Raw genomic sequence first — 26348 nt, forward strand, 5'->3', positions numbered from 1 at the left:
GGATATAATTTTTCCCTTTTTACACTCGCTCGATAAATTTACGCTATTGAACTAATCGCCAGAATAATGGCGATTAGTTCTTCTTTGTACTTGTGTACTAATACGCCACGGTCGCCGATACACACCTGTCTTCTTCAATCCTTCTCAATATATCCGCCCTCATTATTCAAATTTCCTGTCTTTATGCGTTAAGCCTATTTTAGCAATTTGGGTTGTTATCAAAATGTTACATCAAAGATGTGTTATCTTTAATAATGACCCTGAGGAGGATCAGGGGATGCTATCCCTAAGGTAAAGGAGGAGCTATGTCGTCAACCCTACGAGCAGCCAGCAAGGATACGCTACAGGTTAAAGATAAAACCTGGCATTACTACAGCTTACCGCTGGCCGCCAAACAACTGGGCGATCTCTCGCGCTTGCCCAAATCGCTCAAAGTGCTACTGGAAAACCTGCTGCGCTGGCAAGACGGTGATTCCGTGACCGCCGAAGATATTCATGCCCTGGCCGGATGGCTGAAGCATGCCCATGCTGACAGGGAGATCGCCTACCGTCCGGCGCGCGTTCTGATGCAGGACTTTACCGGGGTTCCCGCCGTGGTGGACCTGGCGGCGATGCGCGAAGCGGTCAAACGCCTGGGCGGCGATACCGCTAAAGTGAACCCGCTTTCGCCCGTCGACCTGGTGATTGACCACTCGGTCACCGTCGACCGCTTTGGCGACGATGATGCTTTTGAAGAGAACGTCCGACTGGAGATGGAGCGCAACCATGAGCGCTACGTCTTTTTGCGCTGGGGGCAGCAGGCATTTAGCCGCTTCAGCGTGGTACCGCCGGGTACCGGTATTTGCCACCAGGTAAACCTCGAATACCTTGGACGGGCGGTGTGGAGCGAACAGCAAAACGGCGAGTGGGTGGCTTTTCCCGACACCCTGGTCGGCACCGATTCCCATACCACGATGATTAACGGTTTAGGCGTCCTGGGCTGGGGCGTCGGCGGTATTGAAGCAGAAGCCGCGATGCTGGGGCAGCCGGTATCCATGCTAATACCGGACGTCGTCGGCTTTAAACTGAGCGGCAAGCTTCGTGAAGGCATTACCGCGACTGACCTGGTCCTGACGGTGACCCAGATGCTGCGCAAACACGGCGTCGTTGGTAAGTTTGTTGAATTCTACGGCGACGGCCTTGATTCGCTGCCGCTGGCGGACCGCGCGACGATCGCCAATATGTCGCCGGAGTATGGCGCGACCTGCGGCTTCTTTCCGATTGATGCGGTTACGCTTGACTATATGCGCCTTACCGGGCGCAGCGAAGAGCAGGTGGCGCTGGTGGAAGCCTATGCGAAAGCGCAGGGTATGTGGCGTCAGCCCGGAGATGAGCCGGTATTCACCAGCACCCTGGCGCTGGATATGGATACCGTCGAAGCGAGCCTGGCCGGACCGAAGCGCCCGCAGGACCGCGTAGCGCTCGGCGATGTTCCCCAGGCCTTTGCCGCCAGCACCGAGCTGGAAGTCAACCACGCGCAGAAAGATAAACGGCCAATCGACTATACGCTCAACGGACAGCAGTATTCGCTGCCTGACGGGGCGGTGGTGATTGCCGCTATCACCTCCTGTACTAACACGTCAAACCCCAGCGTCCTGATGGCCGCCGGCTTGCTGGCCAAAAAAGCCGTTGAGCGGGGTCTGAAACCGCAGCCGTGGGTGAAAGCGTCGCTGGCGCCCGGATCGAAGGTCGTTTCCGACTATCTGGCCCACGCAAAGCTGACGCCCTGGCTGGATGAGCTGGGCTTTAACCTGGTCGGTTATGGCTGTACCACCTGTATCGGTAACTCAGGCCCATTACCTGACCCGATTGAGCGTGCCATCAAGCAGGGCGATCTGACCGTCGGGGCGGTGCTCTCCGGGAACCGCAACTTTGAGGGACGCATTCATCCGCTGGTAAAAACCAACTGGCTGGCTTCGCCGCCGCTGGTGGTCGCCTACGCCCTGGCGGGGAATATGAATCTCGACCTGACCCGTGAGCCGTTAGGCACGGGGAAAGACGGCCAGCCGGTGTATCTGAAAGATATCTGGCCGAGCGGAATCGAAGTGGCGCAAGCGGTTGAGCAGGTATCAACGGAGATGTTCCGCAAAGAGTATGCCGAAGTGTTTGAAGGGACCGCCGAGTGGAAGGCGATAAAAGTGGATCGCTCTGATACCTACGACTGGCAGAATGATTCCACCTACATCCGCCTGTCGCCATTCTTTGATGAAATGGGCGTTGAGCCTAAACCGGTAGAGGATATTCACGGCGCGCGCATTCTCGCCATGTTGGGCGACTCGGTTACCACCGACCATATCTCCCCGGCGGGCAGCATTAAAGCCGATAGCCCTGCGGGCCGTTATCTGCAAAATCACGGCGTCGAACGTATTGATTTTAACTCCTACGGCTCCCGTCGCGGCAACCACGAAGTCATGATGCGCGGGACGTTTGCCAATATTCGTATTCGTAACGAAATGGTCCCCGGCGTGGAAGGGGGGATGACTCGTCATCTTCCGGATACTCAGCCGATCGCTATTTACGATGCCGCCATGCTCTACAAAGAAGAGGGGACGCCGCTGGCGGTGATCGCAGGCAAAGAGTACGGTTCCGGCTCCAGCCGCGACTGGGCGGCTAAAGGACCGCGTCTGCTCGGCGTCAGGGTGGTGATTGCCGAGTCCTTCGAGCGTATCCACCGCTCCAACCTGATTGGCATGGGGATCCTGCCGCTGGAGTTTCCGCAGGGGGTGACGCGCAAAACGCTGGGGCTAAACGGCGAGGAGCGGATAGATATCAGCAACCTGCAGGCTTTGCAGCCAGGTATGACGGTGCCGGTCACGCTGACCCGCGCGGATGGTCGGCAGGAAGTGATTGATTGCCGCTGCCGTATCGATACCGCGACGGAGCTGACCTACTATCAGAACGACGGTATTTTGCACTATGTGATCCGCAATATGCTGTAAAGTCGCGTCTGATATAAAAAGGGCCAGCACAGGCTGGCCCTTCATTTTCAACGGCATTACTGACTCAGCAGGTGCCCCATTTTGGCGGCCTTGGTGTCCAGATAGTGGGCATTTTTCGGGTTGCGCCCCACAATCAGCGGCACGCGCTCCACAATATTGATTCCCGCTTCAGTGAGGATCTCGACCTTCTTCGGGTTGTTGGTCAGCAGGCGTACCTGGTCGACGTTGAGCAGCTTAAACATATCTGCGCACAGCGTGAAATCGCGCTCATCGGCGGCAAAGCCCAGCTGATGGTTGGCTTCAACGGTGTCATAGCCTTGATCCTGTAAAGCGTAGGCGCGGATTTTGTTCAGCAGGCCGATATTGCGCCCTTCCTGACGGTGGTACAGCAGGATGCCGCGTCCCTCTTCGGCAATATGCGACAGCGCCGCTTCCAGTTGAAATCCGCAATCACAGCGCAGGCTAAAAAGGGCGTCGCCCGTTAAACACTCAGAGTGTACGCGAGCCAGAACCGGGGATTGCCCCGAAATATCGCCAAAGACCAGCGCGACGTGATCCTGCCCGGTTGCCAGTTCTTCAAAACCCACCATGAGAAAATCGCCCCATGGGGTTGGCAGTTTGGCTTCTGCCACACGTTTAAGCTGCATGTGATTCTCCAGATTCTATCAGCACCTGACTGTGCTTCTGTTTGCCGCTATTTTGCCACAATGGCGCGACGTTCTCCTAATTGCGTAGGGTTACCTGCGCGCAAAGCGCACAAACGAACTACTTTCCGTTATGATATTGAGGTCAATGAAAAGGAGACGAGATGCTGTTGATTGCCAGACGAACCGCCGTTGGCGCGGCCCTGTTATTAATCATGCCCGCTGTGATTTGGATTACCGGCTGGAAATGGCATCCGGGGCTGTCGGCAGGGGCGATGAAGCTGCTGTACTGGATAACTGAAACGGTGACGCAACCCTGGGGGATTATCACGCACGTTATCTTATGTGCCTGGTTTCTGTGGTGCCTGCGTTTTCGTCTGCGAGCGGCGATAGTGCTGTTTCTCATTTTGGCCGCAGCGATACTGGTTGGGCAGGGTATGAAGTCGTGGCTCAAAGACCGCGTACAGGAGCCTCGTCCCTTTGTTATCTGGCTGGAACAGACGCGGCAGGTGCCGGTCACGCAATTCTACGCGTTGAAACGCAAAGATCGCGCTAAACTGGTGCATGAACAGCTGGCGCAAGAGCAGCAGATTCCTAAATTTTTGCGTAAGCACTGGCAAAAAGAGACCGGCTTCGCTTTCCCTTCTGGCCATACGATGTTCGCCGCCAGCTGGGCGCTGCTCGGCGTGGGCTTACTGTGGCCGCGCCGTCGCTGGGTCACCATTGCGCTGCTGCTGACGTGGGCGACGGCGGTGATGGGAAGCCGCCTGGCGCTGGGCATGCACTGGCCGCAGGACCTGATCGTCGCGACGCTGATCTCCTGGCTGCTGGTGACCCTGGCGACCTGGCTTGCCCAGCGGTTCTGCGGGCCGCTATCGCCGCCGGGAGAAGAGGCGCAGGATATTAAAAAAAGGGCGGCAGCGCCGGAATAATGTTGATATTAGCCGTATCAGGCCGCATATCCTTTACGGGTGTCATGCATTTCCATTTCACCGCTGCGGCGAAAATGATACTTTATAGGGCTGAACGCGGGATTTTTTCGCGCAACCCACAGAACGGGAAGTCATGTGAAATATTTTCTTATTTTCTTACTGGTGTTAGCCATCTTCGTCATTTCGGTGACCCTGGGCGCGCAGAATGACCAGTTGGTCACGTTCAACTATCTCCTCGCGCAGGGTGAGTTCCGTATTTCGACGCTGCTGGCCGTGCTTTTTGCTGCCGGTTTTGCTATCGGCTGGCTGATATGCGGCCTTTTCTGGCTGCGCGTTCGCGTCTCTCTGGCGCGCGCCGAGCGTAAAATTAAACGTCTGGAGCACCAGATCGCGCCAGCCAGCGCAACGCCTGCCGAAGCCGGCGTTCCTGCGGTGAAGGAATAATCATTTATGCTGGAGTTGTTGTTTCTGCTTTTGCCCGTGGCCGCAGCCTATGGCTGGTATATGGGGCGCAGAAGTGCACAACAGTCCAAACAGGACGATGCGAGCCGTCTGTCGCGTGATTACGTAACAGGGGTTAACTTCCTGCTGAGCAATCAGCAGGATAAAGCCGTCGATCTGTTCCTCGATATGCTGAAAGAGGACACCGGCACCGTCGAAGCCCACCTTACGCTGGGCAATCTCTTCCGCTCGCGCGGTGAGGTTGACCGCGCTATTCGCATCCATCAGAGCTTAATGGAAAGCGCCTCGTTAACCTACGACCAGCGCCTGCTGGCCGTCCAGCAGCTGGGGCGAGATTATATGGCCGCCGGGCTCTATGACCGGGCTGAGGGGATGTTTAAACAGCTGGTAGACGAGACGGATTTTCGCCTGAGCGCGCTGCAGCAGCTGCTGCAAATTTATCAGGCGACCAGCGACTGGCAGTCGGCGATAGAAGTGGCCGAACGTCTGGTTAAGCTGGGCAAAGATAAGCATCGCGGTGAAATCGCCAATTTCTGGTGTGAACTGGCGCTGCAGCAAATGGCGGGTAACGATCTCGACAAAGCGATGGCGCTGCTGAGGAAGGGCGCCGCCGCGGACCGCAATAGCGCTCGCGTCTCGATCATGATGGGCCGGGTCTGGATGGAAAAGGGCGACTATGCGAAAGCCGTAGAGAGCCTTGAGCGGGTGATTGAGCAGGATAAAGAGCTGGTGGGTGAAACCCTGGAGATGCTGCAAACCTGCTACCAGCAGTTGGGTAAAATCGACGAGTGGGAAGCCTTTTTACGCCGCTGCGCAGAGGAAAATACCGGCGCGACAGCGGACTTGATGCTGGCGCAGATCCTTGAACAGCGGGAAGGTGCCGAGTCCGCGCAAAACTACGTGACTCGCCAGCTGGAGCGCCATCCGACGATGCGCGTGTTCCATAAGCTCATCGACTACCATATCAATGAAGCTGAAGAGGGGCGCGCGAAGGAGAGCCTGGGCGTTCTGCGCCATATGGTGGGCGAGCAGGTCCGCAGCAAACCGCGCTACCGCTGCCAGAAGTGTGGTTTTACCGCTCATACGCTGTACTGGCACTGTCCGTCCTGCCGGTCGTGGTCAACGATTAAGCCCATTCGCGGACTGGACGGGCAGTAAATTTAAAAAAAAACCGCACTTTAGTTACAACATACTTGGGGGTATTTGCGTCATCTCCTCCAGCTATGGCGCACACGTCGTCCGGCAGGAAGGGAAATGCAGCCTGTTATTTTCGGCTTATCGCAGGTAGAATGCTGCCCGTTTACCTTTTTTGCGCCGAACCGGCGCTCATCAACAATTAAGGTCCGGTCATGACGTCTACTGCTACATCTTCTTCCCGCGTTGTCACATCCTCTCCCATCGTCGTTGCTCTCGATTATGATAACCGTGATAAAGCGCTGGCGTTTGTCGACCGTATCGACCCGCGCGACTGCCGCCTGAAGGTGGGCAAAGAGATGTTTACCCTGCTGGGGCCGCAGTTTGTTCGCGACCTGCACCAGCGCGGTTTTGAGGTTTTCCTCGATCTGAAGTTCCACGATATCCCGAATACCACGGCGCGTGCGGTCGCCGCTGCGGCAGAGCTGGGCGTCTGGATGGTCAACGTTCATGCCTCCGGCGGCGCGCGTATGATGACCGCCGCGCGTGAAGCCCTGCAGCCATTCGGAAAAGAGGCGCCGCTGCTGATTGCGGTCACGGTATTAACCAGCATGGAAGCCAGCGATCTGCTGGATCTGGGCATTACGCTTTCTCCGGCTGACTACGCCGCGAAGCTGGCGGCGCTGACCCAGCGCTGCGGACTGGATGGCGTAGTCTGCTCGGCGCAGGAAGCGGTTCGCTTTAAGCAAGAGCTGGGCCAGGCGTTCAGGCTGGTGACGCCCGGCATTCGTCCACAAGGTAGCGATGCGGGTGACCAGCGGCGCATTATGACGCCGGAACAGGCGCAGGCGGCGGGGGTTGATTACATGGTGATTGGTCGTCCGGTAACGCAGTCTGCCGATCCTGCCGCCACCCTGCGCGGCATTAACGCATCGTTGAACACGGGGGCATGATGAACGATTCCAACAGCCGTCTGGTGTATTCAACGGACAGCGGCCGTATTGATGAACCCAAACCGGCGCAAGCGCGCCCGAAAGGGGACGGTATCGTACGTATTCAGCGGCAGACCAGCGGGCGTAAGGGTAAGGGCGTATGCCTGATTAGCGGTATTGATGAAAGTGACGACGCGCTGGCGAAGCTTGCTGCCGAGCTGAAAAAGAAATGCGGCTGCGGCGGAGCGGTTAAGGATGGCGTGATTGAGATTCAGGGCGATAAGCGTGACTTGCTCAAATCGCTTCTGGAAGCCAAAGGCATGAAAGTTAAGCTGGCAGGCGGTTAATTAATAATAAGGCCACGATAAATATCGTGGCCTTCATTTTTGTGCTGGTGTACTCGTCAGCTAATATAAACTTTCATATTATTGTTCGTGGTTAATATTATTTACCCACCTGGTGGCCGATAATACCGCCGACTGCCGCGCCGCCCAGGGTGCCCAGGGTGCTACCGTCAGTTAATACCGCGCCACCCAGCGCACCGGCGCCTGCGCCGATAGCGGTGTTGCGGTCGCGTTTAGACCAGTTAGAACAAGCGCTCAGAGACATTGCAACAGTGACGGCCAGAACTACCGCGGCCATTTTTTTGTTCATTGAAGTCATCATTTTTTTTCTCCTGAATAATCTATTCATGGATACAACTTCCCTTAAGCATAGCTTGTTACTCTTGCTCAGGGGTTATTCCATGAAGCTTTAGTTGCGCAGGTGTTACTCTAATCACGCAGGTGATAGTTACTCCCTGTTATATCGCTAACATTAATTCTACTTTCTATAAATTTTTCAGGCAGGTAAAAAGTCTGAATTCAGGTGTCAGAAAAGTCTCAGACGATAGCGATGCCGGGCAGCCCCGGCAAAGTGAGGGCAGGATCAGGGGTGGTTAACGATATCGACGGCTAAACCGCATTCGATTAGCTGGCTGCGCACGGCATCATTGAGATTATCGTCGGTGATAATACGGTTAAACCGTTCTATCGGCCCGAGCGGATAGGGATGAACCACGTTAAATTTAGAGCTATCGCTCAGCACAATCGCCTCACAGCCCTTTTCCAGCACCGCGTTAACCACGTCGGCGCGCATCATATCCCGTCCGGTAAATCCGGTTTCAGCCTGCCAGCCGTCAATGCCGATAAAGGCCTTGCTGAAGTGGACCTGCTGAATAAACTGGCGGGTCAGTGGGCCAACCATACTTTCGCTGCGCTTTTGATAAATCCCGCCCAGCAGGATCACTTCTCCGGGCGTCTCTTTCAGCAGATGCGCAATATAGCTGCTGACGGTGATGATGGTGATATCGCCGCGCTCGGCAAGCGTACGGGCGAGCAGGGCGTTGCAGCTCCCGTTCTCGATAAACACCGTTTCTCCGGACGAAACGCGCGTTGCGGCCCGCGCAGCCAGCTCTCGCTTAATGGCGAAGTTGGTCATCATGCGGGTTTCCACATCTTCGCTATCCAGCGGAACGGCGAAGCCGTGAGTACGGCGCAGATAGCTCTGCTTCTCGAGTGAATTCAAATCCTGGCGAATGGTGACTTCAGAGACACCGGTCATCTTCGCGAGATCGGCCACGCTCATACGGCCTTTGTCGATGACCATTTGCAAAATACTTTGTTGTCGGGCGTTCATAGCAACTTCGCAGTTAAGGGCTATTTGGGCGAGCGATCGGCCCTGGGTGGCCGATTGCGGCGATGGAGATTATCAAATTTCCCACGGGGCTTTAGGCTGACCGGGTTTATTTTCCTGTTCGTCGCTGGAAAGCGCCTGCAGCTCAGCTTTGAGGATTTCCAGATTATGGATCGCGGAGTGATAATCCCCGGCAACCAGAATATCCAGCACGGTATCGATTCGTTGGGCGAGCAGGCGGGCATTCAGATCTGACATGGCGTTATCCTGGTTACAAATATGAATAAAATCAATGATGCTAAAAACGGATGAAAAAGAGAAGCGAAAAAAACGCACAAACTAATCCATCTACGATGATTCGTAGGCAACGCGCAGAAAAACAGCTGGAAGGGATAAAAATGCGGCTCCGTTTAAGGGAGCCGCACAGGGCAGTTATCAGGCGGCAGGACGCGCAATCACGCTACGGGTTTCCATACGGACTTCGGCAATCGTCACATCGATCACATCCGTGACTTTGTAGACGACTTCGCCTTTAATCTGCACGGTGCCGTTTTCCTGGCTGCACACCAGCTCATCGCGCACGGCGTGAAGGAACGGCGCCGGGATAAAGGCAACCGCGCCGTTATCAACCAGGCGCACGCGCATGCCGCCGCGGCTGACATCGATAATCTCAGCCGCAAAGCGGGTAGTGGTACCGGCCTGCGGATTCAGATAGCGGGCGTACAGCCAGTCTCCGACATCGCGCTCCGCCATGCGGTTGAGGCGGCGGCGTTCAGCCATTTGTACCGCAACATCATCCTGCGGACGGGAGATCGCTTCCCCTTTAATAATCGCTTTCAGCAGACGATGGTTGATCATATCGCCGTACTTACGGATCGGGGAGGTCCAGGTCGCATAGGCCTCAAGACCGAGGCCGAAGTGCGGGCCCGGCTCGGTGCTAATTTCTGCAAACGACTGGAAGCGGCGAATACGGCTGTCGAGGAAACCGGACGGCTGCGCGTCCAGCTCGCGACGCAGCTTGCAGAAGCCTTCCAGCGTCAGCACTTCCACCGGGTCAACGTGCACGTCGTGCGTCTTCAGTAAGGCCGCGAGCTGTTCGGTGTTGGCCGGATCGAATCCGGTATGCACGTTATAAACGCCGAAACCGAGCTTATCGCGCAGCACGCGGGCGGCGCAGATGTTGGCGGCGATCATTGACTCTTCAACGATACGGTTAGCGATGCGGCGCGGTTCGGCAACGATATCCAGCACTTCGCCTTTTTCGCCCAACACAAAGCGATAATCCGGGCGGTCTTTGAACACCAGCGCGTGGTTTTTACGCCATTCGCTACGACGCAGGCAGACCTCCTGCAGCAGTTTAATTTGCCGGGCGATAGTCTCGCTGTCCGGCTGCCAGCTGCCGTTGTTTTCCAGCCAGTCGGAAACATCATCGTAGGCCAGCTTCGCTTTCGACTCGATGGTCGCCGCGAAGAACTGAATATCGTCTTCGATGGTTCCGTTATCAGCGAGGATCATGCGGCAGGCCAGCACCGGGCGAACCGCGTTGGGGCGCAGAGAGCAGAGGTCGTCCGAGAGCTCGCGCGGCAGCATCGGAATGTTGAAGCCAGGCAGATAGTTGGTAAAGGCGCGAATTTTCGCCGTGTTGTCCAGCTTGCTGCCTTCGGCAATCCAGGCGGTCGGATCGGCGATAGCGACGGTCAGGTGCAGTTTACCGTCAGCGTTCTGCTCGACGTACAGCGCATCGTCCATATCTTCGGTGCTGGCGCTATCGATGGTCACGAAAGCCAGTTCCGTTAAATCGCGGCGGTCCAGACCTTCATCAAGCATCTCGGTCGCCACGCCGTCCGGCGCTTCTTTTTCCAGATTGTGACGCGCCAGGGTGACCCACCATGGTACGAAATGATCGTCGCCGTAGGTAATGTACTGGGTGAGCTCAGCGTAGAAACCACGGTCGCCTTTCAGCGGATGACGGCGCATTTCGGCAACGGCCCAGTCACCCTCTTTAAAATCATGCTCTACGCCGCGCGCGGCGCGGCAGGGAATGGCATCTTTCAGCAGCGGATGGTCAGGAACGATAGAAAGACGATCGTCTTTTTTATGAACTTTGCCGACAAAACGCGTCAGGAACGGCTCAACCAGTTCTTCCGGTTCAGCGCTTTCGCGTTCTTTTTCAGTATTGACCACGGCGATAATACGATCGCCATGCATCACTTTTTTCATTTGCGGCGGCGGAATGAAATAGCTTTTCTGCGAGTCGACTTCGAGGAAGCCAAACCCTTTTTCCGTCCCCTTAACGACCCCTTCAACGCGCGGAGTCTGGGAATGCAGTTGCTGTTTAAGCTGCGCTAGCAGCGGGTTGTCCTGAAACATAATTTCGTATTTTCGTGGCTAAAAGAGCGGCTGACATTTTTACGCGAATATGCCTGCCGCAGCAAGCGCTGTTTCAGCAATTTACGTCTCCTGACCTACATTGCCGAGGGCGATTTTCAGCCGATTCATCCAACCGCACAGCCCGCACCAGGCGAGAAGATCGATAGCCGCGCTTCGGGAAAGCCCGTATTCAGTGAGGGGAGTTAGCTGGGCGGCGCTGAAGCGGTCGGGCGCGCGGGTCAAAAGCTGTACGGATTGTAAAAGCTGGCGCTCAATTGACGGGGTGTCTCCCCATGCCTGGACGCCGGATTCATTACCGCGCAAAGCGTCCGTGAGATCGGCCAAATCTGGACATCGCGAAGCCCAGGCGTTAAAGCAGCTGACGCTGCCATTAATCCGCGCGGCTATCAGCGCCACCTGCGCGGCGAACGGCTGTTGGCCGCTAAGATGGGTCAGAAGCTGTTCCTGTAGCGCCAGCGGAGGTTCCTGGGCCGCCAGCAGCGGAGCCAGTTCGAAAAGGCCCGGATGTTTTTGCCAGTTCGCTAAAAGAGACTGGCGATCATCGTCGGCATAGCGCAAGTCGGAATCGTCAAGCCCTGGCTGCCAATCACTCCCCCTCGTGTCGAAAAGCGCTTCTGGAGCATCTTCCTGCTGCGGCATGCCGGGGATCCAGCGCACCGGGTAGCCCAGCGCGGCATGGAATGCGGCGATAGCGCGAGCCTGGAAGCTGATAAAGCCAATGATCTGATTGATGAGGATAATATCGCGACTGGTCAGCCCAACTTCATCTAGCTGGCTGCGGGAGAGTGCGTTAATCAGCGAAGGAGAGCTCGCGAGCTGGCGTGCGTACTGGGTAATCTGCGCCAGGCGACGGTTGCTCTCGCGCGAGGAGTCCGGACCGGGAAGCGGCGCCAGCCGGGCGGCGTAGTGATTGCACAGGCGCTGTACGCCATAAACCTGGGCGACGGTCAGCGCCGTACTCAGCCGATCGTAGGCGCTAAACGTCTGCAGACGATTAACCGTCACTGACGTGGGGAAGAGGGCATCTGCCAGCCGCCGGGCGGGCGTAAGCCAGCGCGCATGCGCCTCGAGCAGCTCTTCGGGGAGCGTCAGATCGAGTAGAAAACGATCTTCGACGTGGGCGGCTTCTGGGACGAGCGGCAATACATCCACCGGGCAGATTGTTGACTGGGTCTCATGATACCAGTGGTTTTTGCCGTAAACGCGGCGTTGCTCCATGGGCGTTCCTTGTTCGGTATGTGGCAAACCGCCGTTTCGCGGTCATGCTATGCGGAACTATCCTGGCTTAACCCTGGAGCGGGAGAAAATATTGATACGTGCTAACAAATAGCGGATTGGAATAACAGCAGGAAAGCGCGGGGGAAAGAACCCTCCTCACGGATGCGAGGAGGGTGAAGAACTTATTTCAGTTCCAGCTCGTTCATCGCGGCGATGCTGAAGCCGCCGTCAACGTGAACGACTTCGCCGGAGATGCCGGCAGACAGGTCGGAGCACAGGAAGGCTGCGCTGTTGCCGACGTCTTCAGTGGTGACGGTGCGACGGATCGGGGTGACCGCTTCGCAGTGCGCCAGCATCTTACGGAAATCTTTAATACCGGATGCCGCCAGGGTACGGATCGGACCGGCGGAGATAGCGTTGACGCGAACGCCTTCCGGGCCCATGGCGTTCGCCATGTAGCGCACGTTAGCTTCAAGAGAGGCTTTCGCCAGGCCCATCACGTTGTAGTTCGGGATGGCGCGCTCTGCGCCCAGGTAGGAGAGCGTCAGCAGGGCGGAGCCCGGGTTCAGCATACCGCGGCAGGCTTTCGCCATCGCCACAAAGCTGTAGGCGCTGATATCGTGAGCGATTTTGAAACCTTCACGGGTCACCGCGTTAACGTAGTCGCCGTCCAGTTGGTCTGCCGGCGCAAAGCCGATGGAGTGAACGAAACCGTCGAACTTCGGCCATACTTTTGCCAGTTCGGTGAACAGAGACTCGATGCTCTCATCTTCCGCGACATCGCACGGCAGGACGATATTAGAGCCCAGCGCGGCGGCAAATTCTTCCACACGACCTTTCAGTTTGTCGTTCTGATAGGTGAACGCCAGTTCAGCCCCTTCACGGTGCATGGCTTGCGCGATGCCGTAGGCGATGGACAGTTTGCTGGCAAGGCCAGTCAACAGAATGCGCTTACCGGAAAGAAAACCCATAGCTTTTAATCCTTATCGTTATTGCGTATTTTTACTTTAACAATCATTAAGTTAGCGTTGTCATTTCAAAATAACTCAAATTTAGCCGGGAATTATATCCCACTGACGACCCCTTGTGTCACGATATTTTTCGGCCATTCGCCACGTCATATCGCGCTTTGGCTACCGTGTATACAAGAGTATACCATCTGAAATTGCGGCGACGCGGCGCTAGCGGCGAACGATTTCCGCCAGTAAAAGTCGGGCGTCCGCAGACTGCGGTAACAGCTCGCCTGGCGATTCGTCCTGCCACCAGATCCCGAAGCCGGCCTGATAAACCGCGTCAGCCAGCCGCCAGCTACCCTGGAGAATCCATGCGATGCCCTCCGCGGCGGGCCGCTGTCCTTCCGCGATGACGTTCACGCGCGCCGCGGCGCGCGTGCGCTGGGTCATAATATTGAAGTCCAGACCGCGTCCGCTGATGCCTTCGCTGGCAATAGGCCACTCGCCGGCAAACGCCCACGGTTGCCAGAGCTCAAGGCGCTGGGCGATATCATCGCCCCGTAGCCACAGCGGCTGTCCCTCAAGCAGGGTGATGACCCGGTCAACACCGGGAAAAGGGGAGAACGGACCGTCGTTTTCCAGCGTGGCGATACTGGCGCGCCAGAGAAACGGCGCGTCCGGCGAGGCAATGCTGACGATTTCGCGCGTTTCCCCGCGGCCATTTTTCCACGGCGTCACGGGCAGGGTAGAAAATTGAACCGGAAAAATCATCGAAGTTTACGCCTCAGATTATTTGCCGTCTTTACGCCAGGCATCGGCAGTGAGCGCCTCGCCGAAATGGCCGGCAATCAGGCGTTTCGTCAGGTCGTGCAGCGGAGAGGCCAGCACGTCCGCGGTACTGCCGCGTTCGACCACTTCCCCTTGATGCATCACCAGCACCTGATCGCTGATGTGCTTCATCATGCCCAGATGCTGAGTCACGTAAATATAGGAGATACCCTGTTTTTCCTGCAGCTCCAGCATCAGGTTAATCAGCTGCGAGCGCATTGACATATCCAGCGACGCCAGCGCTTCATCGCAGACGATGACCTTCGGGCGCAGGATCAGCGCGCGCGCCAGGCCTAGACGTTGTTTCTGTCCCGGCGCCAGCATATGCGGGTAGTAGCTGACGTGGTCCGGCAGCAGGCCGACCATGCGCAACGTTTCGATAATCTGCTTCTGCCGCGCTTCGGGTTCGAGGTCGGTATTCAGGCGCAGCGGAAAATCGAGGATTTGCGAAATACGCTGCCGGGGATTGAGCGAGGTCGACGGATCCTGAAAGATCATGCGAATCTTCTGGCTGCGAAAAGAGTAATCGCCAAACGCCAGCGGGCGATCGTCAATCAGCAGTTCGCCGGTGCTGGGTTCGACCATTCCGGCGAGCATTTTCGCCAGCGTTGACTTGCCGGAACCGTTCTCGCCGATAATCGCCAGGGTCTGGCGCTCGCGCAGGGTAAAGCTTAGTGGCTTGACCGCTTCCACCGTTTGCCGATGAAACCAGCCGGTGCGGTAGCGAAAGGTCTTACTCAGATTGCGCACTTCAAGCAATGTTTCGACCATTTCACTCTTTCTCCATGTTCAGCGGGAAATGACAGGCATAGAGGTGGTTACGTGCGCCTACCAGCCGGGGCGTTTCGATACATTCGCGCTGGGCATAAGGGCAACGCGGCCCGAGCCGGCAGCCGATGGGCAGCTGTTCGAGCAGTGGGATCGCCCCCGGCAGGGTATTGAGCCGACTCTTGTGCGGCATGGCGCTACCGAAATCGGGAATCGCCCGAATCAGCGCCTGGGTGTAGGGGTGATGAGGAATCGTCACCAGCTCTTCGCTCGGTGCGGTTTCCACCGTCTGCCCGCAGTACATCACGTTGATTTTGTCCGCCCATTTACTGAGCATCTGCATATCGTGACTGATCAGCAAAATGGTGGTGTTGTTGTTTTGGTTTAACCGCGTTAGCAGGCGGATAATTTGCGCCTGCGTTGTCGGCTCCATGGCGTTGGTCGGCTCGTCGGCGATCAGCAGCCGCGGCTGGTTAGCCAGCGCGATGGCGATCATGACCTTTTGGCACTCTCCGTCCGTCAGCTCATAGGGGAAGCTGCGCATCGCATCTTTATGGTCTTTAATCCCCACGCGGTGCAGAAGCTCGATGGCGCGCCGCTTGCGCCAGCCCAGGCGCTGCCACCAGCGTCCTTTAAAGGTCCAGCCGGGGATATTCTGCGTTAATTGCTGACCGATCCGTTCGGAAGGGTCGAGACAGGATTGCGGCTCCTGAAAAATCATTGAGACGTTGTGGCCCACCAGCTTACGCCGCTCGCGCACCGACAGACGCAGCAGATCGATATCATCGAAGCGCATGCGGTCGGCGGTCACCCGCCAGTTGTCCTTGGTGACGCCGCAAATCGCTTTAGCTATAAGGCTTTTACCCGAGCCGGACTCCCCGACGAGGCCGCGTATTTCCCCCTCGGCGAGAGTCAGGCTGACGCGATCGACGGCTTTTACCCAGCCTTCGCTGGTCTTGAACTCAATGGTTAAATTTCGGATATCGAGTAACGGCATTATTCCACCCCGGCGATGATGGCGCGGCGGATCCCGTCGCCCAGCAGATTAACCAGCAGGACGCTTATCATGATTGCCGCGCCCGGCAGCATCACCGTCCACGGCGCCACGTAAATCAGCTCCAGCGCGTCGCCGAGCATCGCTCCCCATTCGGGAGAAGGAAGCTGCGCGCCGAGGTCGAGGAAGCCCAGCGCGGCGATATCGAGGATCGCCATCGACAGCGCGCGGGTGATCTCAGTGACCAGGCCAGAGGTAATGTTCGGCAGCACCGCGAACCATAAAATATTTAGCGTCGAGGCTCCGTCAAGGCGGGCGGCGATAACGTACTCTTTTTCCAGTTCGTCATGCACCATGCTGTAAACCGAACGCACCATCCGCGGCAGAAGCGCCAGCCAGACGGCGAACATCGCGTGGCTGAGGTGCGGCCCGGCGAAGGCGACCACGATAATGGCCAGCAGCAGGGACGGGATCGACAGCAGCGTGTCAAGAATATGGTTCATCACCGCCGACCGCAGGCCGTGAGTGGACCCGGCAATCACGCCGAGCACCAGCCCCAGCAGGGCGGCGCCGAGCGTTACCACAAATGCGCCGCCGACCGTTGGCGCCGCGCCGCTCAGCAGGCGGCTCAGGACATCGCGACCGAGATCGTCAGTACCGAGAAAGAACGACACTTCGCCGTACCGCGACCATGACGGCGGCAGCAGCTGATAGCCGAGGAACTGCTGGTCGATGCCGTAAGGGGCGAACCAGCCGCCGAAAACGCACAGTAGCGCCAGCGCCGCGCAGCCGTACAGGCCGATCATCGCGGTCGTATCGCCGTAGAATTTTCGCCATACGGTGCGCAGCGCGCCAGGCGGGCGCTTCTCCAGATAGACGCTATCGTAGGGCATACCATTCCTTATGTTTCAGTGGGTTTGCCATCGCACCCAAAATATCGGATATCACGTTCACAATAATCACCAGCGCGCCGATGACCATCACGCCCGCCGAGATCGCGGCGTAGTCCTGTTGACGAATGGCGTTGATGAGCCAGCGGCCGAGCCCCGGCCAGCTAAAGACCATTTCGGTAATCATCGCCAGCGTTAGCATGGTGGAGAACTGCAGCCCCAGGCGTGGGATCACCGGCGGTAGGGCGTTGTGCAGGACGTGGCGGTGTAAAATTGTCCGCCGCGATACGCCGCGGGTGGCGGCGGCTTTGACATAGTTGGTGTCGTACACTTCGCTGGTGCTGATGCGCATCAGACGGATCACTTCCGTCGTCGGCGCCACCGCCAGGGTCAGTACCGGCAGCACCATGTGCCGCGCCGCGCTGACGATCATTTCATGACGCCACGGCGAATCAGAGAGCCATGCGTCGATCAGCGCAAAGCCGGTGACCGATTTCACTTCATAGAGCAGGTCGAAGCGCCCGGAAACCGGAAACCAGCCCAGGGTGAGGGAGAAGAACAGGGTCAGCAGCAGCGCCAGCCAGAAGACGGGAATCGAAAAGCCCAGCAGCGCCAGGGCGCTGATCAGGGTATCTGGCCACTTATTGCGCATGATCCCCGCCAGCATACCGACGGGGATCCCGATCACCAGCGCAAAACCGAAGGCGAGGATACAGAGCTCCATGGTAGCGGGAAAGACCTCTTTAAGCTGTTCGGAAATCAGCTGTCCGTTGATGCTGGAAACGCCGAAATCCCAGTGCAGCACCCCCTCAAACCAGAAGAGCCAGGCGTTCCACAGGGAGGCGCCCTGTAGCGGCGCGTGGGGCGTAAAGTAGCTCAGGCTAAAACCGACAAAGGTCAGCAAGAAGAGGGTAATCAGCAGCAGCAGCAGGCGACGCAGGGTAAAAATAATCATGGTTTTATCACCTCGTCTTCTTTTTCCCGCGAGACGCCTGCAAAAGAGGCGTTGCCAAACGGGCTCAGCACCAGGCCTTTCATATCGTAACGATAGGCCTGTAAACGCAGGGAGGAGGCCAGCGGCAGCACCGGTAGTTCATCGGCAAGAATGCGCTGCGCCTCTTTATAGGCTTCGATGCGCGAGGCCAACTGCTGCGAAGTGAGCGCCTTTTGCAGCACCTCGTCGAATTCGCGATGACACCAGTGAGCATAGTTGGTTTGCGAGGCAATCGCCGCGCAGCTCAAGAGCGGACGGAAAAAACTGTCCGGATCGTTACTGTCCGTTGCCCAGCCGGAAAGCGTCAGGTCGTGGTTCATATCCATTAATCTGGCCTCCTGAAAACGGCCTTCGACCGGCATAATAATCACCTTCACGCCAATTTGCGCCATATCCGCCTGGATAAGCTCGGCGGTTTTTAGCGGGCTGGGGTTCCAGGCCTGCGAGCTGGTGGGCACCCACAGCTTAAGCGTGAGCTTTTCCAGCCCCAGGGCTTTCAGCCGGGCGCGGGCTTCCGTGGGGTTATATTCGGTGATCCTGGCTTCGTTATCGTAGGCCCATGAAGCGCGAGGCAGCATGGACGCCGCGGTTTCCGCCGTGCCGTAGTAGATCGACTGCATAAGGCGCTGGTTGTTGATGGCCAGCGCCAGCGCGTGGCGTACCTCCGGGTTATCGAGCGGCGGCTTAGCGGTGTTAAACGCCAGCCAAGCGATATTCATTCCCGGACGCAGGGTCAGGCGCAGGCGCGGGTCATCGCGCAGAATAGAGAGCTGGCTTGCGGCGGGCCAGGCCAGCACGTCGCACTCGCCGGTCAGCAGTTTCGACAAGCGACCGGTGCCGCCGGAGCCGAGATCGACCACCACCTGCGGCATCAGCGGTTTACCGCGCCAGTAGGCCGGATGGCGCTGCAGGCGGATGTACTGACCGCTGCGGTACTCCGCCAGCTGGAACGGACCGGTGCCGACCGGTTGCCGATCGATCATTTCCTGACGATCGCTCTGCGCCAGCTTCGCGGCATACTCTGCCGACATCACCGAGGCGTAGTGGGTGGCCAGGTGCCAGAGGAACGAGGCGTCCGGGCGTTTGAGGCGAAACTCCACGCTATGACTATCCAGCTTCCGCACGCTTTCCACGCTGTCGGCAAACTGTAAGCTATCGAAATAGGGGAAGTTGCTGCCGTTAACGTTGTGCCACGGGTGGTCGCGATTAAAAATGCGGCCAAAGGTGAAAATCACGTCATCGGCATTAAAATTGCGGGTCGGTTTGAACCAGGCGGTGGTCTGGAAAGGCACGTTGTTGCGCAGATGGAAGCGGTAGGTTGCGCCGTTGTCCAGCACCTCCCAGCTTTCAGCCAGTTCGGGGACCAGACGATAGGTATAAGGATCGACATCAAGCAGGCGGTCGTAGAGCTGGGCGGCCAGGGTATCGACGATCAGGCCGCTGCTGACTTTTTGTGGGTTAAAGGTGTTGACCTGACCGCTGACGCAATACACAAAGCCGCTATCGCGAATGTCGGCGTGCGCAGGCAGCGCGGGCGCGGCAAAAGCTTGCCCGCACAGCATAGATACCGCTGCCAGGAGAGAAGACAATTTCAGGCGCATAGTTTCTTTTTGATTATAGAGCAAGGCTCTATCTTATTAATATTAAATAACATTTACCACCACCTTATTGCTTATGGAGATAATATAAGCGATGGTTGCGTCGGTTATTTGACCAACGGATTCAAGTTCATACCGCTTATTAACTTCGAGTATACCTCGTAAATCACCCGACGTTTGGCATCAGGCAAGCAAGGGGTTGAGCAACGCGTATTTTCGATTCATCTGCTGCACGGCTTGAGAATGCTATGGGTATTGAGCATGGCGCTTATTTGCGCCGCAGCCCCGATTTTCGCCACATGGTATCTTTTTATTTGCGGTTTCTCCAGCGAGCCGTATCCGCACGGCTCGCTGGATGTTGAGGCGCTACAGGGGAAGAAGTCGGTTATAGCGGGCGATATAATCTTTGGGATTTATTTCCAGCTTTCCACCATCGTGATGGATGGCGACATAGGTACGCAGGACCAGGCCGCTGTTCTGCGGCGTAATTGTCCAGCCCTGTTGACGATATGAATCTTCGGTTGAGCGGATAAGCAGGTCCGAAAAGATCATCATGACCGAAAGCGCCGGCGCGCGGTGGCTTTTCATGGTATGGACCAGGCTGACGTGCGCCGCATAGCGGCCAAGCGTAGAAGGATTAACCGGAATCATCTTTATTTTCAGTCCATTGAGTCATGATGCGCAGATGATAGTTCACATGAAGATATCTTGCTAGTTACAATTTTTTAACTACATGGGAACCGGCTCCCGCGTAGTCAAACGCCATTTTCCACGGCACAGGTCGCTTGCGGGAAGAAATCTCAATGTGACGCTGTCACTTTTAGTCCGTGAGCGGCGTGAATTCATAAAGCGCCAGCGCGTTGCTCTCCAGCGTGTCGACAAGCTGCCAGCGGTCGCTATCCGGCGTCTCTTCGCTGACGCGCAGCGCCGGGCGCGCCCGGTGCATCAGCCAGCGATAGTCCTCCTCGTCCGGCCCGCTTTGGCTGCGAAAGGCCTCGAATAGCGGGAAGAGCGCGCCATGGTGCTGATCGAACAGATGCTGTTTGATTCGCCAGCGCCCCTCAAGGCCGAGGAGCCGCACGCTCCAGGGCTGACTGAAGCGCTGGGTAAACGCCTCCTCGCTGGAGAGCCAGGGGTTGAACACCACCGTGTTGCGCAGCAGCAGCTGATAATGGCCGTGATGGCGCAACAGCAGCAAGTTCTTGTCGTTGATCAACACCTCGCCCCGCAGTCTGCGCCATAGCCACAATACCCAGTAGACCGGTCGCGGCAGACCGTGGAGATAGTGCAGCGCCAGACTGGAGGTATCCAGCTTGCCGTTAGCCCGGGCTTCTCCCTGCAATCCGGAATTCAGCCAGAACCCTGCCAGCCAAACCCGATCCGCCAGTCCCAGCAAATTATCCATCAGCAGCGCGCCGCGAAAGAAACGGCCGTTGGTATCGCGGGTATCGCCGGTGAGGGTATTCCACGAGAGCAGCCAAAGCGGCAGCAGGAGATGCCGCTGACGTAGGGCGCTATGGAGCTTGCGTAATTTGTGTACCGGATAGTTTTCGCTGGCGGCCAGCTTCTGGCTGTCAATCTGCGCCAGATCCAGCAGTTCGTTGGCATCGGCCTGGCAGGCAAGAAAATCCGCCTCGGCCAGCAGCGGTGAGCGCAGAAGGGGATCGTCCTCTACCTGTTGGGGAAAACGGTGCCAGATCCCCAGCGCCGACTGCGGCGATAGCCTCTGCAGGATCGCTTTTTGTTGCCGCCAGGCGTGCTGGCGCGCCTCGTCGCTGGCCTGGGGGGACCAGTGCCAGGCAAAGCGCCAGCTGGCCAGGGTTGTCGGTGGAAAATGGTTGGCGGAGAGCCGCAGAAAGCGTTGCAGCAGATCGCCGCGGGTGGTGAGCCCGGTATGCAGTATGACCGCCCAGCCCATTGTCGCCAGCCAGCTAAATATGCGCTGCAGATTATACCAGCAGGCGTAGCCGGCCATTTGCGGATCGTCCCAGCCGGTGCTGAACAGACGGCTGCTGAGAAACGGATCGTGAATATCGATGGCGAATATCGGCAGCGCGCCGTGCAGCTGTTCCAGCTCGCGGCGGACATCCTCGCGCAGCAGATCGTCCAGTTCACGAACGGTCACGACCATGCGGGTGTGACGCAGCGGCGTGGCACGCGCCGGCAGTTCACGCACATCAAGATGGCGGGTTTGCTGGGGATTGAGCCGCAGCGGCGGGCTATCCAGGCCGTTGGTTTGCGGCGCATTGAGCCGGGCGTACAGCCGATCGATTGACACCGGCTGCCATCGCTCGGTCTGCTGTAGGTGCGGGCGGGGAGATTCGACCGGCTTCTGCGGGTGCTGCTGGCGGAACTGGCGCGGCGTCAGGCCGTGCTCGCGTTTAAACAGGTCGCTCATCACCCGGCTGCTGGCGAAGCCATGCTGCTGGGCGATCTGCTGCACCGACCTGCGCGTGGCCGTCAGCTGCTCGGCGGCCTTGCGCAGGCGCAGCCCGGTAATGTACTGCATAAAGCTGACGCCTACCTCTTTGCGGAACAGACGCGACAGCCAGGCCTCGGAAACAAACTCCGCGGCGGCAATCTCCTGCAGCGACAGGCGCCGTTGATAGTTGGCGTCGATTCGCGCCACCACTCGGTTAATTCGCTGACTCCAGCGTTCGGCGCCGCGAGGCGCCTGGGCGGTCAGAGGACGGCTGAAGCGTGACGCCAGCAGAAGGGCGATTTCGCTAAGCCAGCGGTTGGCCTCCAGCCGATAGTGGGCCTGCGGATTGACCAGGCCGAGGACCAGCAGCTGGCGCATCAGATAACGTAGCGTGTCCTCGGCATCGCGCGTTTCGCTGCTGATCTGGTAGTCGGCCGCAAAAAAATCGCCATCAAGGCGCGTTAGCCACCCGGCGCTGAGCGACAGCGTCATCACTACATTCGCCGTCTTGCTGCTCAGGCGCCAGCGGTGGCTGCGGTTGACTATCGCCAGCTCATCCTGCTGAAGGTATCGACCCGTCTCTTCATTGTGGAGCTCGGCGCTGCCCTCCAGCAGCCATATCAACGTCAGCGCATCGGTTTCCTCTTCGCGACACTGACGGATATCACGAACCGCTACCTGAAAGTCGCCTGAATGATGGTCCACCGTCGCCTCCTGGAGACAAAAAACAGCACGTCATTTTTTGTCATAACCGTTTTGTATGAAAAACACTCATTAATAATCCGTCACTATAAAACAAAAAAGCGCATTTTAAAGCCGTCAGGGATGCATAAACTCGAAAGTGTCGTGCAAACACAACACAGGAATAATAAAAATGACACACCCGATTATTGAGGCATTACAGGTTAACGAGGCGCAGTTTGTCGCGCTTCGCCGCCGTTTCCATCAACAGCCGGAAATCGGTTTTGAAGAGCATAAAACCAGCGAAGAGGTTGCCCGCCTGCTCGGCGAATGGGGCTATCAGGTTCACCGTGGTCTGGCGGGCACCGGCGTGGTCGCTACCTTAAGCGCGGGCGACGGCAAAAAACGCCTGGGGCTAAGGGCGGATATGGACGCGCTGCCGATGCAGGAGATGAGCGGCAAGGCGTGGGCCAGCCGGGTCGATGGACGTTTTCACGGCTGCGGCCACGACGGCCATACCACCACGCTATTGTACGCCGCGGAATATCTGGCGCGCACCCGACAGTTTAACGGCACGCTACAGCTTATTTTTCAGCCCGCCGAAGAGCTGCTCTACGGCGGTCGGGTCATGCTCGAAGACGGCCTGTTTGACCAGTTTCCCTGCGATGCCATTTTTGGCCTGCATAATATGCCGGGGCAGCCGTTAGGTAGAGTTGGCCTGCGCGATGGAGCGATGATGGCCTCCTCGGACACTCTCCATATTGAAGTCAAAGGGGTGGGCGGCCACGGCGCGGTGCCGGAGCATACCGTCGACGCCACGCTGGTGGCCTGTCATATCACTCTGGCGCTGCAATCGATTGTTTCCCGCAACATCACGCCGTTTGAACCGGCGGTGGTGACCGTGGGCAGCATTCAGGCCGGGCACGCGCCGAACATTATCAACGACAAGGTGTTAATGAAGCTCACGGTTCGCACCTTGAACGAACAGGTTCGCGAGACCGTCCTGCAGCGCATCCACGATATCGCCGTCGCTCAGGCCGAGAGCTTTAACGCCAGCGCCGCCTTAACCCACGTAAACGGTAGCCCGGTTTTAAGGAACGATCCGGTAGCCAATGAGATGGTACGGACGGTGGCGACCGCGCTGTTTGGCGAGGCGCAGGTCGGCGAGGTGAAACCGTTTATGGGCAGCGAAGACTTTGCTTTTATGCTTGAGCGCAATCCGAACGGCTGCTATTTCACCCTCGGGGCCGGGGACGAAGCGGATCGCTGCATGGTGCATAACCCCGGATACGACTTCAACGATGCGCTGTTGCTGAAAGGCGCCGCGCTGTGGTGCGCCCTGACGGAACACTACTTGCGTTAATGTCCGCAACGAAGAGGACCCTGCTATGAGTTCTGTATCGCTAAGCGAAGCGCAGTTCGTCGGCACCGATCGTCTGCTGGCGGGTATTGTATTGAGCGTTCTGACCTTCTGGCTGTTTGCCCAGTCGGTGATTAACGTGGTTCCGGCGATGAAAAGCAGCCTCGATATTTCGCTGGAAACCCTGACCCTGGCGGTGAGCCTGAGCGCCTTATTCAGCGGCTGCTTCGTGGTCGCCAGCGGCGGTCTGGCGGATAAATTCGGCCGCATGCGTATGACCTCGTTCGGCCTGATCCTCAGCATTGTCGGCAGCGCGATGCTGGTGCTGTCGCAGGGGCCCGCGCTGTTCCTGGCCGGGCGCGTTTTACAGGGGCTGTCGGCCGCCTGCATCATGCCGGCGACGCTGGCGTTAATTAAAACCTGGTACGAGGGCAAAGCGCGCCAGCGGGCGGTCAGCTTCTGGGTCATCGGCTCCTGGGGCGGCAGCGGGCTGTGCTCGTTTGTCGGCGGGGCGATTGCTACCGGACTGGGCTGGCGCTGGATCTTTGTTTTCTCCATCGCGGTAGCGCTGGCGGCGCTGTTGCTGCTGCGTGGTACGCCGGAAAGCCGTAGCGCCAGCGCGCAGCAGCATAAGCTGGACATCAGCGGCCTGATTAGCCTGATCCTTGCGCTGGTGCTGTTAAATCTGTTTATCAGCAAAGGCCACGGCTGGGGCTGGACCAGCGCAACCTCGCTGGCGATGCTGGCCGGCGCGCTGGCCTCGGGGCTGTTTTTTATCCGCAACGGCCAGCGTAAGGGCGACGCGGCGCTGATTGATTTCGCGCTGTTTCGCAACCGGGCCTACAGCGCGGCGGTGCTGTCAAACTTTATGCTCAACGGCGCCATCGGTACCATGATGATTGCCAGTATCTGGCTCCAGCAGGGGCATCATCTGAGCCCGCTGGAGAGCGGCATGATGACGCTTGGCTACCTGGTCACCGTGCTGGCGATGATCCGCGTCGGCGAGAAGCTATTGCAACGCTACGGCGCGCGTCTGCCGATGATGATCGGCCCGGTCTTTACCGCCGTTGGCATTCTGCTTATCTCCTGTACCTTTCTCGATAAATCGACCTATATCGTCACGGTCTTTTTCAGCAACGTGCTGTTTGGCTTTGGGCTGGGCTGCTACGCCACCCCGTCAACGGATACCGCGGTGGTCAACGCTCCTGAGAATAAGGTCGGCGTGGCCTCGGGCATCTATAAGATGGGGAGTTCGCTCGGCGGGGCGATGGGGATAGCGGTGACAGCGTCACTTTTTGCGCTGTTCTTACCGTTGGGGATGGCCAGCGCGGCGCAGTACGCGCTGTGGTTTAACGCCGCGCTCTGTCTTGGGTCAATGGCGCTGAGCGCGCTGCTGCTTCCGCGTACAGGTCAAAGCTGATGCTTTTTCAGCAGCGCCCGCAGCTGGTGGTAGGTGAGGCCCAGTAGTTCGGCCGCCTGCTTTTGATTGTACTTCGCCTGTTCGAGGCTTCTCTCGAGCAGGCTTTTTTCTTGCTCCTGCTGGAAAGCGCGTAAATCGAGCGGCAGCGTGGGGCCAGGCGTCTTCTCCACTTCGACGGGCGTCGCCGTGTGCTGCTGGCGGAAGGGGTTAATAATAATATTATCCAGCTCGCGTTCGCTGCTGCCGTGGCGGTAGACCGAACGTTCAACCACGTTTTTTAATTCACGGATATTTCCCGGCCAGCGGTAGTTTTGCAGCGTCTCGGCGGCGCGTTCGCTAAAGCCGGGAAACAGTGGTAATCCGAGCTCGCGGCACATCTGGATGGCAAACTGGGTGGCGAGCAGCATGATATCGCTCTGGCGCTCGCGCAGCGGCGGCAGCTGCACCACATCAAAGGCCAGACGGTCGAGAAGGTCGGCGCGAAAAAGCCCGTCTTCCACCATTTGCGGCAGGTCGGCGTTGGTCGCGCACACCAGGCGGACGTTAACCTGCAGCGGCTGGCTGCCGCCGACGCGCTCGAGTTCGCCATACTCAATCACGCGCAACAGCTTTTCCTGTACCAGCATCGGTGCGGTGGCCAGCTCATCGAGAAACAGGGTACCGCCGTCGGCGCGCTCGAAGCGCCCCGGGTGACGTTTACTGGCCCCCGTAAAGGCGCCGGCCTCATGCCCGAACAGCTCCGAATCGAGCAGGTTTTCATTGAGCGCCGCGCAGTTGAGCGAGATAAATGGCCCCTGCCAGCGGGAAGAGAGGAAGTGCAGACGGCTGGCGATCAGCTCCTTGCCGGTTCCGCGCTCGCCAATCACCAGCACCGGTTTATCGAGCGGCGCCAGTCTTGAGACCTGCTCAAGCACCTCAAGAAAGCTATTGGCCTCGCCGAGCAGGTTGTCCTTGTAATCCGCCATGATGAATTTCGCCATTTAGTAGTGTGATTCACCAGGTCACTTTAGCAATGCGCTGGCCAGATAACAACCACTTCCATTAAAATCAATAAGATAAAAACTTGGCACGGCAA

The 26348-nt window shown here is 57.9% G+C and carries 24 protein-coding genes; 8 read left to right on the forward strand and 16 right to left on the reverse strand.

The window, feature by feature from the left end:
• The first annotated feature begins 305 nt into the window (after window positions 1-305).
• Window positions 306-2978, forward strand: coding sequence for an aconitate hydratase AcnA (gene acnA, locus KOSB73_RS14335; RefSeq protein WP_098140607.1), 2673 nt, complete (start codon window positions 306-308; stop codon window positions 2976-2978).
• A 56-nt stretch (window positions 2979-3034) separates the two neighbouring features.
• Here acnA and ribA read toward each other — a convergent pair whose 3' ends face one another.
• Complete coding sequence (gene ribA, locus KOSB73_RS14340; RefSeq protein WP_004139521.1) at window positions 3035-3625, reverse strand: GTP cyclohydrolase II; 591 nt, start codon at window positions 3623-3625, stop codon at window positions 3035-3037.
• Window positions 3626-3786: 161 nt separating this feature from the next.
• Here ribA and pgpB point away from each other — a divergent pair, with 161 nt between their 5' ends.
• From pgpB to yciH, 5 genes are all read left to right on the forward strand, one after another.
• A complete protein-coding gene (pgpB, locus tag KOSB73_RS14345) occupies window positions 3787-4554 on the forward strand; it encodes a phosphatidylglycerophosphatase B (protein WP_049086276.1) in 768 nt (255 codons plus the stop codon).
• A gap of 135 nt (window positions 4555-4689) precedes the next feature.
• Complete coding sequence (locus tag KOSB73_RS14350; protein WP_004139517.1) at window positions 4690-4998, forward strand: LapA family protein; 309 nt, start codon at window positions 4690-4692, stop codon at window positions 4996-4998.
• Window positions 4999-5004: 6 nt separating this feature from the next.
• On the forward strand, window positions 5005-6174 hold the full coding sequence (lapB, locus tag KOSB73_RS14355) for a lipopolysaccharide assembly protein LapB (RefSeq protein WP_004139516.1): 1170 nt from the start codon (window positions 5005-5007) through the stop codon (window positions 6172-6174).
• Between the two features lie 191 nt (window positions 6175-6365).
• Window positions 6366-7103 (forward strand): orotidine-5'-phosphate decarboxylase, encoded by a 738-nt coding sequence (pyrF, locus tag KOSB73_RS14360; protein WP_049130011.1) that lies wholly within the window; start codon window positions 6366-6368, stop codon window positions 7101-7103.
• On the forward strand, window positions 7103-7429 hold the full coding sequence (yciH, locus tag KOSB73_RS14365) for a stress response translation initiation inhibitor YciH (RefSeq protein ID WP_004139508.1): 327 nt from the start codon (window positions 7103-7105) through the stop codon (window positions 7427-7429). The genes pyrF and yciH overlap by 1 nt, the downstream gene beginning before the upstream one ends.
• 97 nt (window positions 7430-7526) lie before the next feature.
• Here the strand turns inward: yciH and osmB are convergent, their stop codons facing one another.
• From osmB to KOSB73_RS14435, 14 genes are all read right to left on the reverse strand, one after another.
• Window positions 7527-7745 carry an osmotically-inducible lipoprotein OsmB gene (gene osmB, locus KOSB73_RS14370; RefSeq protein ID WP_004139496.1) on the reverse strand — a complete coding sequence of 73 codons (219 nt, stop codon included), beginning with the start codon at window positions 7743-7745 and terminating at the stop codon, window positions 7527-7529.
• A 264-nt stretch (window positions 7746-8009) separates the two neighbouring features.
• Window positions 8010-8759: a DNA-binding transcriptional regulator YciT gene (gene yciT, locus KOSB73_RS14375; RefSeq protein ID WP_024359422.1), complete on the reverse strand. Its 750-nt coding sequence runs from the start codon at window positions 8757-8759 to the stop codon at window positions 8010-8012.
• Window positions 8760-8831: 72 nt separating this feature from the next.
• Entirely contained in the window at window positions 8832-9014 is a 183-nt protein-coding gene (locus tag KOSB73_RS14380) for a YciZ family protein (protein ID WP_004121231.1), read from the reverse strand.
• 177 nt (window positions 9015-9191) lie between these two features.
• Window positions 9192-11126 carry an exoribonuclease II gene (locus tag KOSB73_RS14385; protein ID WP_098140608.1) on the reverse strand — a complete coding sequence of 645 codons (1935 nt, stop codon included), beginning with the start codon at window positions 11124-11126 and terminating at the stop codon, window positions 9192-9194.
• A gap of 81 nt (window positions 11127-11207) precedes the next feature.
• Window positions 11208-12365, reverse strand: coding sequence for a carboxymuconolactone decarboxylase family protein (locus KOSB73_RS14390; RefSeq protein ID WP_064371699.1), 1158 nt, complete (start codon window positions 12363-12365; stop codon window positions 11208-11210).
• A 182-nt stretch (window positions 12366-12547) separates the two neighbouring features.
• Entirely contained in the window at window positions 12548-13336 is a 789-nt protein-coding gene (fabI, locus tag KOSB73_RS14395; protein ID WP_004139494.1) for an enoyl-ACP reductase FabI, read from the reverse strand.
• Window positions 13337-13546: 210 nt separating this feature from the next.
• On the reverse strand, window positions 13547-14089 hold the full coding sequence (locus tag KOSB73_RS14400) for a HutD/Ves family protein (protein ID WP_004139493.1): 543 nt from the start codon (window positions 14087-14089) through the stop codon (window positions 13547-13549).
• A gap of 18 nt (window positions 14090-14107) precedes the next feature.
• Window positions 14108-14917 (reverse strand): putrescine export ABC transporter ATP-binding protein SapF, encoded by an 810-nt coding sequence (gene sapF, locus KOSB73_RS14405; RefSeq protein WP_004139492.1) that lies wholly within the window; start codon window positions 14915-14917, stop codon window positions 14108-14110.
• Window position 14918: 1 nt separating this feature from the next.
• On the reverse strand, window positions 14919-15911 hold the full coding sequence (sapD, locus tag KOSB73_RS14410; protein WP_004121219.1) for a putrescine export ABC transporter ATP-binding protein SapD: 993 nt from the start codon (window positions 15909-15911) through the stop codon (window positions 14919-14921).
• Window positions 15911-16801, reverse strand: coding sequence for a putrescine export ABC transporter permease SapC (gene sapC / locus KOSB73_RS14415; RefSeq protein ID WP_004139490.1), 891 nt, complete (start codon window positions 16799-16801; stop codon window positions 15911-15913). Before sapC ends, sapD begins: the two co-directional genes overlap by 1 nt.
• Window positions 16788-17753 carry a putrescine export ABC transporter permease SapB gene (sapB, locus tag KOSB73_RS14420; RefSeq protein WP_004121215.1) on the reverse strand — a complete coding sequence of 322 codons (966 nt, stop codon included), beginning with the start codon at window positions 17751-17753 and terminating at the stop codon, window positions 16788-16790. Before sapB ends, sapC begins: the two co-directional genes overlap by 14 nt.
• Window positions 17750-19393 (reverse strand): ABC transporter substrate-binding protein SapA, encoded by a 1644-nt coding sequence (sapA, locus tag KOSB73_RS14425; RefSeq protein WP_098140609.1) that lies wholly within the window; start codon window positions 19391-19393, stop codon window positions 17750-17752. The genes sapB and sapA overlap by 4 nt, the downstream gene beginning before the upstream one ends.
• 363 nt (window positions 19394-19756) lie before the next feature.
• Complete coding sequence (locus tag KOSB73_RS14430) at window positions 19757-20041, reverse strand: hypothetical protein (protein ID WP_004139305.1); 285 nt, start codon at window positions 20039-20041, stop codon at window positions 19757-19759.
• 169 nt (window positions 20042-20210) lie between these two features.
• Window positions 20211-22517, reverse strand: a complete 2307-nt coding sequence (locus KOSB73_RS14435) for a helix-turn-helix domain-containing protein (RefSeq protein ID WP_049130016.1) — start codon at window positions 22515-22517, stop codon at window positions 20211-20213.
• Between the two features lie 169 nt (window positions 22518-22686).
• Here KOSB73_RS14435 and KOSB73_RS14440 point away from each other — a divergent pair, with 169 nt between their 5' ends.
• Window positions 22687-23856: a M20 aminoacylase family protein gene (locus tag KOSB73_RS14440; RefSeq protein ID WP_024360675.1), complete on the forward strand. Its 1170-nt coding sequence runs from the start codon at window positions 22687-22689 to the stop codon at window positions 23854-23856.
• Window positions 23857-23881: 25 nt separating this feature from the next.
• Window positions 23882-25273 carry an MFS transporter gene (locus KOSB73_RS14445; protein WP_004139300.1) on the forward strand — a complete coding sequence of 464 codons (1392 nt, stop codon included), beginning with the start codon at window positions 23882-23884 and terminating at the stop codon, window positions 25271-25273.
• Here the strand turns inward: KOSB73_RS14445 and pspF are convergent.
• The gene (gene pspF, locus KOSB73_RS14450) at window positions 25264-26253 is read right to left on the reverse strand and encodes a phage shock protein operon transcriptional activator (protein ID WP_024360673.1); all 990 of its coding nucleotides are present in this window, start codon (window positions 26251-26253) and stop codon (window positions 25264-25266) included. The genes KOSB73_RS14445 and pspF overlap by 10 nt on opposite strands.
• Between the last annotated feature and the right edge of the window lie 95 nt (window positions 26254-26348).

The organism is Klebsiella grimontii (genome assembly GCF_900200035.1).
Classification (GTDB): domain Bacteria; phylum Pseudomonadota; class Gammaproteobacteria; order Enterobacterales; family Enterobacteriaceae; genus Klebsiella; species Klebsiella grimontii.